We start from the raw sequence: 12,529 nt of genomic DNA on the forward strand, positions 1-12,529 counted from the left end.
AAACTCTCGAAAAAATTGACTGTCATGTTTTATATCTAGTTTTCAAAGAACTTTTACTTATAGTAAAATATAAGCAATAATTATTATATTGCAAACAAAAATAAACAAAATTATTTTATTTTTTGAATGCTTAACTATTATATGATAAAAAATAAAAAATAAAAATTTTATTTTATATTTTCTGAATATATTAACTCTAAATTTTTTAACTTTATTAATTCAAATCCTTTATAATCAATATTCATATCTTTTAGTTTTATAAAACTTTTAAAGTATCAAACATTAAACGAAAAAGAAATAAAAAAGAAGATTACAAAGAAACAATAAAGGAGAATATCTATGAATTTTTCATAAAATTCATTTTGTAAATATTTTAATAAAAACATCAAAGAGATAAAAACAATAAGATAAATTATATAAAAAGTAATCATCGAAAATGTCAATCGCATTAATCTTAACGAATATTTGCAATTTATGTATTTATTATAATCATTGAGATTACAGCTTAATCGATATGAATCTAATAAGATGTCATCATAAATTAATGGAACAAAGATGAATATTGCTCTTTTTACCTTGTTATTGAATTTTACCTTATACATTAACTTTGTTAGAAGTATCGCTCTCATTACATAAGATATAATCAAAATTAAAATAATTATCAAATATTCAATAATGTTTGTTTGAAAGATGTAAAAATTAATATTCAATTCATTAGTTAGTTCATGTGATAGTTTACTAAGAATAAAAATTGATAGTAATAATCCTAAAATTAAAATAGTCATCATTATAATTAATATCCAACTTGTAATCGGTACCATTAATTCGATTCACTTTTTAGTTTTCTTTTTCATTTAAAAATTATAAAATATTAATAACAAAATAAAACTATTTAGGTAAATTATGAAAAAATTAAAAAAATATATGTTGATTCATTCATCGCTTATTGCTGCTTCTGCAACTGTGATTGGGGTAGTTTTATTTAGTGATATAGGTATTTTTGCAAACAAAAGCACCGACAAATTAAATGATTCAAAAAATCAAAAGCAAAATTTTGTTAATTTTGATATCGACACAAATTCAAAACTTGATTTGCTTAATAAGCAGAATCGAGCAGATATTAATATTTATTTCACAACCCGTGGAACAGATGTGTATTATGATTTAATTCGACTATCAATGCTATCTAAGAGTGAAAATTATTTTTTTGTTTTACCTAATAATTCGCTTGTTCAAAGTAGAACGGACGCTAAATTATTAGAGGATTTTTATAACAGCCAAAGAGTTGATGTAAAAAATAAAAATTCTAAAGTAATTAAGATTAAAAAAGGTGAAGATGAAGCAGTTTTATCACAAGTTGAACATATAATTAATTCAAATCCATACAAAAGAATCAACATTTGAACTAATTCTAATAATTTTGAACGTTCTGTTGATTATGCTAATTTATCGACTTACAAAAATGTGCAAATTAACGGATTAAATCAAGATACATCAATTGGTTTTAGTATTTTATATAAAGGTTTTGATCCAAAATTTCGCAGTGAATATTTTGATTCAACAAACAAGGTTTGAAATTTGTATAAAGGAAAATTCTTAAATTCATATAATCAGTATCTTTTATCAATAAACTTTAATCATATTAATTATTATTGAAGCACATCTGAAATAGCCAGCAGATTTAATGAAAATTATCTAAAAAATAATTTTGCTTATTTTAATGATGATAATGAAACTTTGAATAATTTGCTTACTAAAACAAAAAGTTCTGATAATAAATACTTAATAACTTATTTTACTAATATTATTGGAAATAATTGACAAAAAACTAGAGATATAATTGAAAGTGATATTTATAAAAATAAAAAGAAACCCTTATTAGTTTTAGGTCGTGGAAGCAAAAGCGATTTTAATGATTTAATAACTGTTGTAGCAAAATATGCAAACGATTATAATATATATTATAAATCAGATCCGGGTGCTGATGCAGTTTATAAAGATATCGATTTATTGCTTCATCCAGGTAATAAAATTTCATATACACAAAATACTTATATAAATAATGTTGTAACAACACAAAAACAAGAATATACAATTTCACAAAACACTATCATAAGAACAATTGATAACTTTTTAAGTTATGAAGACTTAATTAAATATCATGCAAACCAACCAGATGGTTTTTGATTTAATAAATATATAAGTTTTAAAGAAGATGATGATAATTTAAAACTAATTAACAACAAACGTAATGAATTTAGTGATTTTATCGGTTATTTTAATGTTGATAATGTTTATATTTCATCAGATTCTAATAACAGTAAAATCAGAAATATGTTTCAATCGCAATTAGATAAATTGATTTCTTCTATTGCAACAGAAAACTACAAAATCGACATCAAAACAGAAGCAATAAATACCCCAATTGACCAACTAAAACCCAGTGACTTTATCTTTTCAAGCAATGATAACTCTTTATTTGTAGTTCCTGCATTAAAAGATATTAAAATCATAAATTTTGATCGCTCAAAAAAATCAATTACATTTAAATATCCAGTAACAGTAAGAATTTTTGTTTGAACTAACAGCAGTATTTCGAAAATATATGAAAATTTCAAGGATACTCGTGTTTTTAATCAGTTAAAATAAATCATTTAAGTCCATAAAACAGACTTAAATGATTTTTGTTATACTAAACCTTTGTTCTTCAAGGTTTTTAAGGTTTTTGCACTTACCCGTAGTTGCATTTTTTGACCACCAATTGTTACTCTTACTTTTTGTAAGTTAACATTGAATTTTCTTTTTGAAGCATTCATAGCATGTGAACGTGTATTTCCTACCATTGGACCTACACCAGAAATTTGACATCTTCTTGACATAATAACCTTTCAATCAAATTATTTACGTATTTTTAATGCTTCAGTTATTTTTTTGTATTCATTAAAATCATTTTCTTTTAGGTGTTTTAATAATACTTTACGTTGTGAAATTTTTGCTAAGAATCCTCTTCTTGAATGGTTGTCTTTAGGGTTTTTTAAAAAGTGTGGTTTAAGTGATTCAATATCCTCGGTTAAAATTGCTATTTGCACAGATGCATTTCCTGTGTCTTTAGCATTCTTACCAAATTTTTTGATTAATTCAGCTTTTCTTGCTTTAGAAACCATAATAAACTCCTTTATATTATGTTTTATCCGAGCTAAAACTTCTTTATAACCCAGAGTAAAATTTATGTTCGCAATAAAATTGCTTATTTATTATAACATATCCTATGATTTTAAAAAAATGTTTTTCGCATTAACATAGTCTTCTTCGGTAATCTGGTCTTCATCGTTTGAAACTATAAATCTTAGTTCTGAAATTATTTCTAGGACAACATTACCAACTATTCTTTCAATTGAATACATACTTTGTTTTTCAACTAATTTTAAAAATATTCAATTATCTTTTGTTTTGTGCATAATAATATGAAAACCAAAATCATTTGCATATAAAATCGCAATATACAAACCTGCTGGAATCACAATAACATTTTCCGGATAATGAAAACCTTTGTTATTTAATTCACCTGAAACAAGATAACCAAACGGAGAAACCATATTAAGAAAACGAAACTTACCGTATGCTAAACCTTCTCTTAAAAGTTTTGTGCTTATTTTTACATTTTTAATTTTATATATTTCAACAACACAAACATTTGCATTAGGTAAAATATTTGCTATATCGTCTGCTTTTCACTGTGCTTGATAACCAAATTTAAAGTCTTGACCAACTGCAATATTAACTTTTTTATCAGATGCTAATTTATGTAGGAATTCTGGTCCACTTAAGTGTCTTACATCATTAAAATGAAGCTCAATAATCGCATCAACATTCATTTTTGACATCATTAAATATCGATCGTTATCATTTTGATAAAGTTTTTCGTTGCGATATTTATAAATATCGTTACAACTAAAAGTCACAATAATTTTTCTACCTGGATTATTTGCTATTTGCTTATATAACTGATAGTGTCCTAGGTGAAAACTTTGAAAGGAACCGATAATAAAACTATCACCATCTTCAGCTTTAAAATCATCTAGTGTATAAATAATAAGTTTGTCCATTAGATTAAATGTAATTCTTTAAGTTTTAAATAAGTACCATCAAACTCACAGTCTGCTGCTATATCTGAAGCTACAGTTTTAATTTTATCACTTGCTCGTTCCATTGCTACACCATAATACACATCCCGAAGCATCTCAAAATCATTTGCACTATCACCAAAAGCAATAACATTATCCATTGAATAACCTAAATGCTTAGTTAATTTTTTTAATGTTGTGCTTTTGGTTATATCAATTGGATTGATAAAAAAACCTCTTGATCACCTTGATGAAATTTCAACTTCCATTTTTGCATCTTTAATAAATTGTTCCATTTTCTGCGATAATTCATATGGTTTATCTGTGTTGATAGTTATAACATATAAATCACTATTACTTAATAAAGCTTCTTCATAGTTTAAATAATTTACTTGAAAAGGACGAATAAATCATGAATCAATTGGAGTTTGTGGAGACTTATAAACTTTATCAAAATCAGTAATTAAAAATCCTTTTATTTGTGTTCCGAATGCATCGTATAACTTAACTACATCTACTTTTTTAAGGGTACTTTTGTATAAAAATTCTTGTTTTTTTACATCTCAAATAAATGCACCATTTGCACCAATAAAATAATCAACATATTTTAGTTGTTCAAAAAAATCTCCAATTGTAGCAAACTCACGAGCAGTTGCTAAAACACTTATAATATTATTTTCTTTAAGTTTTTTAAACATTGTTTTGATGTTTTTTGAAAATTTTGTATTTCCATTAGGTAAAATTGTTCCATCTACATCGAAAACTGCTATTTTTATTATATCCTTTAAATTTTTCATTTCAGCCTTTCTAAAAATACTTTTTTAGGAAAAAATATTTTATTTCTTACTAGTCCTACTGATACAATTTGGTTTTGTGCATCAGATCACATTAAAATCCCATCATCATAATCACATTCAAACTCTCTACCATTAATTAAATATTTATACTCATTTTCTGTATATTTAAGTATATTATAATCAAATAAATTAAATATGGATATTTTCTGATGCTCTGTTGGCTTCAAATCATCAATATCTATATTACCTACTTTAATTCGTTTTAACTCTGTCATTATGCTGCTATTATTAAGTTGTTTTGCTATATCTTCTAATAAAACCCGAATATATGTACCATTTGAAACCAAAAAATAAATTGTGTATTCTTGATTTTCATAATCAAAGTCAAGTATTTTATAATCAATTACTTTAATTTTATGAGATTTCAATTCAATATCTATACCTTGTCTTGCTAAGTCGTATGCTCTGCGTCCTTTGATTCTTTTTGCACTATATTTAGGTGGAATTTGAAATTCTTGTGTACATATTATATAAACTGCTTGCTGTAAGTTATCTAAATTAACTTGTTTTACATTCTCTTTTTGGATATCACCATTTGAATCTAATGTATCAGAACTATAACCAAATTTTGCTTTAGCAATATATGCTTTATTTTTGTTAGAAATATAATCTAAAAGTTTAGTATCTGAATCAGTAGCAACAATCATTAAGCCACTTGCTAATTGATCTAAAATTCCACTATGTCCTATTTTCTTGACACCTAATTTCTTCCCTAAAGCTCTAATTTCACGATTTGAATAAACACCTGATTCTTTAAAAAATTTATAAAACATTTTCCCCTTTTATATTTGGATATTTTACTATATTTAAACTCATATATTTACATTTTCGATTTTTTTAAAATTTGGTCTTTATAATCTTATTTACAGCAAAAATTGCTCAAAAGTGCTATAATATAACACAATATGGATATGAAGCAGCAACAAAAACAACCAATTATTATTTTTTCAGGGCCAAGCGGAGTAGGAAAAGGAACAATTGAGCGATTGTTATTTGATTTTGATGAACTTAATCTTTCACTTTCTTGTTCGGCTACTACACGGAAACCACGTAATGGTGAACTAAATGGAATACACTATTATTTTTTGGATGTTGAAACATTTCGTAATCACATACGAAGTCGTAAATTTGTTGAATTTTCATATCATTTAAACAACTATTATGGAACTTTATATTCTGAACTTGATAAAATACACAAAAAAAATAAAGTTCCTTTCCTAGAGATAGAAACTACGGGTGCAAAGCAAATAATATCTAAATTTTCTTCAGGTGAATTAGCAAAAAAATATAACTTAATTACCATCTTTGTATCCCCACCATCTATTAGTGATTTAAGAAAAAGAATTTTAGGTCGTGGAACTGAAAATTCACAGACTTTAAAGGAACGCCTTGCAAAATCCGAACTCGAACTTGCAGAATCACACATCTTTAGATACAAAGTAATAAACGACATTCCTGAAAGGGCAGCAGAAGAAATTCGATCAATTTTACATAGGGAGCTTATGCTTGATTAAATTTATATATATAAGTGATAAGGGTACGGTTAGAGAAAATAATGAAGATTGTGCAAAAATATTTGCAAAAGATAACTATTTTTTCGCATTACTTTCTGATGGTATGGGTGGTCATAAGTATGGTGATGTAGCATCTAATATAGTTATTAACTATTTAAGTTCTAATTTTGGTAGAAACTTTGTTTATACATCATCGATTCAAACTAAAAAATTTATTGAAGATTCTATTGCAACTGCTAAAAAAGAAATGAAAAAGATTGCTGCAAAAAACAAAGAAATGGAAAATATGGGTACCACATTAGTAGGCTGCATCGGAATTCCTGAACATAGAAAAATTTTTATTTTTAATGTAGGTGATTCTCGATGCTATTTTTATTTGAATACCAAAAAACTTATAAAAGTAACAATAGATCAAAACCTTGCATCACAATGAAAAAAAAATGGATATGACTACCATAATAATAAGAACGAGAAATATGCTCGTTATTTAACAAGTGCAATAGGGCCTAATATTCCTACTACAATTGATATAACAGAAATTAAAGATAATGAATATGATTTAATCAATAAAATAATGCTCACATCTGATGGGATCCATGAGTTTGTTGAACATATTGATTTGGAAGCTTGTTTATCAAAGGATGATAGTATATCTAATATAGCAAATGCTATATTAGATCAGGCAATTTTAAATTCATCAAATGATAATATGACTATTGCTTTATTGGAGTTAGATAATGAAAAATAAATTCGAAATTCCACAAAATTCTAAAGTACATCGCAGTTATATAATAGATAAAATTATCGGTGAAGGTGGTATGGGTACGGTTTTTTTAGTTCATTCTAAAAAAACTTCCGATATTAATAAATATGCACTCAAATACCGTAAAGTTGACGATAATGATACTAATAAAAAACGCTTTTGAAACGAAATTAACTTACTTCAAAAGATAAAGCATAAAAATATTCCAAAAATTTATGATTATGAATATAATGATACCGAGCAATATTATGTAATGGAATATATGGAAGGTGAAACATTAGCAAAACTTCTTAAAGATTCACATGTTTTTGTTATCAAGAGAGCTAATAATTATATGAAACAACTTGCTGAAACAATCGAAGAATTACATGCACATAATATTATCCATCGCGATATCAAACCAGAAAATATCATCATTTCTTCTTCACACCATCTAAAAATATTGGATTTTGGTATATCAGTTACCAACGAAACACAAAATTTGACAAAAGCGCATTCGTTAATTTGTTCACCTTATTATGCAGCACCTGAGTTATCAAATGGTAGTAAAAACATTACTCCTGCTGTTGACATATATGCTCTTGGTGTTTTATACTTTCAAATGCTTACTGGACAACTACCATTTCGTGGCGATAATGCTGTAAATACAATAATGATGCATCAAAAAGATGCTTTCCCTGATATACGTCGCTTTAAGCATGATGTCCCAAATTCAATTGTAAATATTATCACTAAATCAACAGCAAAAGATCCAAAAGGCAGATACAAGACAATGAATGAGTTTAAAAAGGCGATAATTAAGTCTACAAGGAATGAAAATAAAATCGAACAACTTATTTCACCAAAAACAATGAAACCCAGAAAAACAGTTGCAGAAGTTGTTAGATCTCCGCTTTTTTTAGGTACTAGTATATTATTTTTAATAGTTGTGATAGTTATTTTTGCTGTTGTTTTTAAGGTAAATAACTTTATTTAATTATGAAACAAATCTATAAAATTTTTGAAGCAGTTTCAGGTATTTATAAACTTGTAAACAAGCAACAAATTATAAAAGTTCCTGCTGCAGGTAAGTTGCGGTTTTTACAAAAAACTCCTGTTGTCGGTGATAATGTAATAATGGAAAATAATCAGATTGTTGAAATTTTAGACCGTCAAAACTTTTTTATTCGTCCTAAGGTTGCTAATGTTGATCAAATTTTTATTTTTATGTCGATAAAACAACCTAAATTTTCAAGTTTTTTGGTTGATAAATATATGGCAATTATTGAAGAAAAACAAATTGAACCAGTTTTATGTATTAGTAAAATTGATTTAGATGAAGAAAATGCAAGAAAATGAGCAAATAAATATCAAAACCTAGGTTATCAAGTTATCTTAATAAACAATAATAATCCAAATTATTTAAGCAAAATCGAAGAAATTACAGCAAATAAGTATAATTTATTTATGGGTCAAAGTGGAGTTGGTAAAACTACTACATTAAATAATATCGGAAATTTTAATTATCAAACCCAGGAAATTTCCAAGGCATTAGGTAGAGGTAAACACACAACTAGAACTGTAAGCATAATCAAAATAAAAAAAGGCTGATTGATTGATACTCCAGGTTTTTCTTCATTGGATTTAAATCTAACACAAATTCAACTTGCTCACAGTTATAAATGTTTTTATAACTGATCAAAATTATGTAAATTCCGCAGTTGTTTACATCAAAATGAAGCAATAAATGATTGTGCAATAAAACAAAAACTTCGGGATGGGGTACTACCAGAATTTAGATATGAAAATTACATAAAATTGTTATCACAATTAAATGAGGGGAAATAATGAATAAATATGTTACACCAAGTTTATTAAATGTTGATGCTAAAAACAGACTTGAATTAGCTAATAAACTTGTAGATGCAGGAATTAAATGAATCCATTACGATGTAATGGATGGAAAATTTGTTGAAAATACTGCTATAGAAATTACTGAAATTGAAAATATTGCTAAGAATGGTAAAAAACATCTTAAGGATGTTCATTTAATGGTTGAAAATCCCTATGATTATGTTGAAAAAGTAAAAAACTTCGTTGATATCATTACTTTTCATTATGAAAGTATAATAGATGATTTAGATAAATTTGATGATTTTTTAGAAAGAAATTTTCATGAAATAAAAATTGGTTTGGCTATAAAACCGAGCACACCTGTGGATGTTTTGCTTCCATATATAGATCGTTTAGCACTTGTTTTAATTATGTCAGTTGAGCCAGGAAAAGGCGGACAAAAGTTCATTGAAACTTCTTTGGATAAAATTAAAAAATTAAAACTATATCGCCAGAAAGACTGTTTAGATTTTCTTATCCAAGTTGATGGTGGAATAAATAACATAACTGGACCTAAATCATTTAAATCTGGTGCAAATGCTTGTGTTGCCGGAACATATTTAGTAAATGAACCTACAAAAGAAAAAATACACAGTATCATCAAAGGATAATGTAATATAATATGAATATGAATGAAATTAAAACAAAAATATTAGAAAATTTAAAACGATTATCCAAAAAGAAGGTAAATGAAAACGATGAAGTCAAATCATTAGAAATTGATTCGTTAGATTTAGCTGAACTTATCATAGATGCAGAAGATGAATTTGGTATTTCTATTTCAGATGAGGAGATATTGAATATTAAATTTGTTAGCGATATCACAAATTTAATAACATCCAAAATACAAAATAAGTAAAGGTTTAAAATTGCTTATTTTGTATTTTTATATATGAATTTTAAGACATAGAAAATATTTTTATCACTTTCGAAAAAGCAAAAAGAATATATTTCCTTAAAAAAATTACGAAAAATTAATTTTTTGCTTGAAAACTTATTTTTAATATTATAATTCTTATCGTAGTTAGTTATTAAATCTAACTACTTCAATATTATATTAAGGAGTTTTTATGACACGTTATTTTACAATTAATGTTTCATGTGCGTCATGTAAGTCACATATTGATAAAGTATTCAAAGAATACCCAGAAATTAAATATTCTGTTAATATTATGGAAAAAATGATTAAAATCGATGCTGATGAAGAAAAATATCCAGATGAGTTAATTGTTAAATTAGCAAAACAAGCAGGATACGATGCTGAACCAAATTAAAAAATTTTTAAATTGATTATGGTTGCCTAAAACAAATCTATGAGTCCAAGCAGTTATATTCATTCCTTTCTTAATAATAATTATTTTACATATTATTGGTATCTCCCAAGGTGTAGGACATGATTTAATTGTGCAGGCTAAACAAACTTGAGTTTATTTAGTTTTAGGTATTTTAGCAACATTTTTAGTTTTTGTAGTATCTATAAAGTATTTTACAAACTATTACCGTTTGTTTAAAGGTGATGTTGGAATGGACTTGCTAATAGCCATCGGGGTTCATTTATCATACTTTTATTCACTTATTTTAACCATTATTACACTTGCTACACCAAGAAAAGGTTATAATGTCTTAGAAATGTACTTTTGAGATGTACCGAGTGCATTATTGACCTTTATAGGAATTGGTCATTATTTAGAAGATAAATTAAAACGCAAGTCTAGTATTGGGATTAAAGAATTATTACAACTACAAAATCGTTTTGCTTTACTTGTACAACCCGATGGAAGCACTAAAAAAGTAAGCACTCGTTCTTTAAAAATTGGTGATCAAATTATTGTTCCTAAAGGACAAAATATTCCAGTTGATGCAGTTGTTTTAGAAAATACATCTGAATTAGATATGGCATTTATCAACGGAGAACCACTTCCGAAAACGGTTCAACCTGGTGATTATGTTATTTCAGGTGCTAATAATATTACTACATCATTAAAATTACAAGTTCAAAAAACTATGGGTGAATCAACCTTAACAAAGATTATTGATAAACTTGAAAACATTGTAGATTCATCTTCAAAGATTCAGCGTCTTGCGGATCGGATTGTTAGATATTTTATCCCTGCTATTTTATCAATTGCGCTAATTAGTTTTATTATTTGAACAGCAACAATTTACTCTATTAATAATTTCCCTAGTTATTTAGCAAAAGTTGATGGAGCAAATAATTCGGGTATATATTACGGAATCAAAATTGGTGTTACAGTTGTAGTTATTGCTTGTCCGTGTGCATTTGGGATTGCCGCTCCAGCAGCTATCTATGCAGCAAGTGGTTTGTCAAGCAAGAATAAAATCCTTTTTGCTTCGGCAGATGTTTATGAAAAACTCAAGAATGCAAAATATATTATTTTTGATAAAACTGGAACCTTGACACAAGGAAAACCAACTATCCAAAAAGTTTTAGGTGATCAAAGTTATCAAAACATTGCTCAATCATTAGCTTCTAAATCACATCACCCACTTTCGCAAGTTATTGCTAACTATCAAAGTTTTAATGCAGTTGAAATAACCAATGAACAAGAAATTCCAGGTTATGGTATCGTAGCAAATAGCAATGGAAAACAATATGAACTTGGTTCATACAAAAAGATGTTAGAAAAGAACTTTAACGATTTAGTAAACATCGAAAATTTTGAACCTTTTTCATATGTTGCATTAGCAGAAGATTCTAAAATTGTTATGATTTTTGCTCTTGGTGATACTTTAAAAGCTGATGCAAAAGATATGATTGCTAAATTCCACGAATTAGGTTTACATGTTGTTATAGCTTCTGGTGATAACCAAGAAGTTGTTAAAAAATTTGCATCTGATTTAGGAATTCATACTTTTTATGGACAATTACAACCAGAACAAAAATTAGAATTAATTGAAGAATTTAAGAAAAAAGGTGAAACAATCTTCGTAGGTGATGGTTTAAATGATATTCTTGCGATAAAAACAGCGTCATTAGGAATTGCTTTTGCATCTGGTTCTGATCTAGTGAACTCTGCTGCTGATATATCTTTAATGACTAATGAACTGCAAGCTGTTTATCAAGCAATCTATTTAGCGAAGAAAACTTTAAAAGTTATTAAATTTAACTTCTTATGAGCTTTCTTCTTTAATTTATTGGCTATACCAGTTGCTATTAGTGGAATTTTATTCCCTTGATTAGCTGCTATAATTATGATTATATCAAACATTTTATTGCTTTCAAATACCTTGTATTTTAAAAATAGGACTGCAAAGAAATTAAAAGAAATGTCTGCTAATAATTTATCTATCGAATCAAAAGACTAACATTTGTTAGTTTTTTTGATTCGATTCATTTCATTAGTTTGTTTAAAAATTAAGTTATAATAATATTCCAAA

The 12,529-nt window shown here is 26.6% G+C and carries 15 protein-coding genes; 9 read left to right on the forward strand and 6 right to left on the reverse strand.

The genetic code is table 4. The features are described from left to right. Nucleotides 1-167: 167 nt before the first annotated feature. The gene (locus ACXYRR_RS03170) at nt 168-854 is read right to left on the reverse strand and encodes a hypothetical protein (RefSeq protein WP_435129272.1); all 687 of its coding nucleotides are present in this window, start codon (nt 852-854) and stop codon (nt 168-170) included. Nucleotides 855-903: 49 nt separating this feature from the next. Between ACXYRR_RS03170 and ACXYRR_RS03175 the strand changes: the two genes are divergently transcribed. Next, nucleotides 904-2,649, forward strand: a complete 1,746-nt coding sequence (locus ACXYRR_RS03175; protein WP_458597871.1) for a hypothetical protein — start codon at nt 904-906, stop codon at nt 2,647-2,649. A 38-nt stretch (nt 2,650-2,687) separates the two neighbouring features. On the opposite strand, the gene rpmB is transcribed toward ACXYRR_RS03175, so the two are convergent. The 5 genes from rpmB to truB form a co-directional block, all read right to left on the reverse strand. After that, the gene (gene rpmB / locus ACXYRR_RS03180) at nt 2,688-2,879 is read right to left on the reverse strand and encodes a 50S ribosomal protein L28 (protein WP_458597873.1); all 192 of its coding nucleotides are present in this window, start codon (nt 2,877-2,879) and stop codon (nt 2,688-2,690) included. A gap of 18 nt (nt 2,880-2,897) precedes the next feature. Then, nucleotides 2,898-3,164, reverse strand: coding sequence for a 30S ribosomal protein S15 (gene rpsO, locus ACXYRR_RS03185; protein ID WP_435129263.1), 267 nt, complete (start codon nt 3,162-3,164; stop codon nt 2,898-2,900). Between the two features lie 102 nt (nt 3,165-3,266). Continuing rightward, entirely contained in the window at nt 3,267-4,106 is an 840-nt protein-coding gene (locus ACXYRR_RS03190; protein ID WP_458597875.1) for an FAD synthase, read from the reverse strand. After that, entirely contained in the window at nt 4,106-4,921 is an 816-nt protein-coding gene (locus tag ACXYRR_RS03195; RefSeq protein WP_458597877.1) for a YcsE-related riboflavin metabolism phosphatase, read from the reverse strand. Before ACXYRR_RS03195 ends, ACXYRR_RS03190 begins: the two co-directional genes overlap by 1 nt. Continuing rightward, complete coding sequence (truB, locus tag ACXYRR_RS03200) at nt 4,909-5,754, reverse strand: tRNA pseudouridine(55) synthase TruB (RefSeq protein WP_458597879.1); 846 nt, start codon at nt 5,752-5,754, stop codon at nt 4,909-4,911. Before truB ends, ACXYRR_RS03195 begins: the two co-directional genes overlap by 13 nt. A 138-nt stretch (nt 5,755-5,892) precedes the next feature. Here truB and gmk point away from each other — a divergent pair, with 138 nt between their 5' ends. The 8 genes from gmk (at nt 5,893) to ACXYRR_RS03240 (ending at nt 12,457) form a co-directional block, all read left to right on the forward strand. Further along, on the forward strand, nt 5,893-6,495 hold the full coding sequence (gmk, locus tag ACXYRR_RS03205; protein WP_458597881.1) for a guanylate kinase: 603 nt from the start codon (nt 5,893-5,895) through the stop codon (nt 6,493-6,495). Then, on the forward strand, nt 6,488-7,243 hold the full coding sequence (locus ACXYRR_RS03210; RefSeq protein WP_458597882.1) for a PP2C family protein-serine/threonine phosphatase: 756 nt from the start codon (nt 6,488-6,490) through the stop codon (nt 7,241-7,243). The genes gmk and ACXYRR_RS03210 overlap by 8 nt, the downstream gene beginning before the upstream one ends. Beyond that, complete coding sequence (locus ACXYRR_RS03215; protein ID WP_458597884.1) at nt 7,233-8,234, forward strand: serine/threonine protein kinase; 1,002 nt, start codon at nt 7,233-7,235, stop codon at nt 8,232-8,234. Before ACXYRR_RS03210 ends, ACXYRR_RS03215 begins: the two co-directional genes overlap by 11 nt. A 2-nt stretch (nt 8,235-8,236) precedes the next feature. Next, nucleotides 8,237-9,085: a ribosome small subunit-dependent GTPase A gene (gene rsgA, locus ACXYRR_RS03220; RefSeq protein WP_458597886.1), complete on the forward strand. Its 849-nt coding sequence runs from the start codon at nt 8,237-8,239 to the stop codon at nt 9,083-9,085. Continuing rightward, nucleotides 9,085-9,741: a ribulose-phosphate 3-epimerase gene (locus ACXYRR_RS03225; protein WP_458597888.1), complete on the forward strand. Its 657-nt coding sequence runs from the start codon at nt 9,085-9,087 to the stop codon at nt 9,739-9,741. The genes rsgA and ACXYRR_RS03225 overlap by 1 nt, the downstream gene beginning before the upstream one ends. Before the next feature lie 17 nt (nt 9,742-9,758). Then, nucleotides 9,759-9,989: a phosphopantetheine-binding protein gene (locus ACXYRR_RS03230; protein ID WP_458597890.1), complete on the forward strand. Its 231-nt coding sequence runs from the start codon at nt 9,759-9,761 to the stop codon at nt 9,987-9,989. A gap of 211 nt (nt 9,990-10,200) precedes the next feature. Further along, nucleotides 10,201-10,404 (forward strand): cation transporter, encoded by a 204-nt coding sequence (locus ACXYRR_RS03235; RefSeq protein ID WP_435129234.1) that lies wholly within the window; start codon nt 10,201-10,203, stop codon nt 10,402-10,404. Further along, nucleotides 10,388-12,457 (forward strand): heavy metal translocating P-type ATPase, encoded by a 2,070-nt coding sequence (locus ACXYRR_RS03240; RefSeq protein ID WP_458597892.1) that lies wholly within the window; start codon nt 10,388-10,390, stop codon nt 12,455-12,457. The genes ACXYRR_RS03235 and ACXYRR_RS03240 overlap by 17 nt, the downstream gene beginning before the upstream one ends. The last annotated feature ends 72 nt before the right edge of the window (nt 12,458-12,529 follow it).

The sequence above is a fragment of the Mycoplasma sp. 246B genome, from assembly GCF_054353935.1.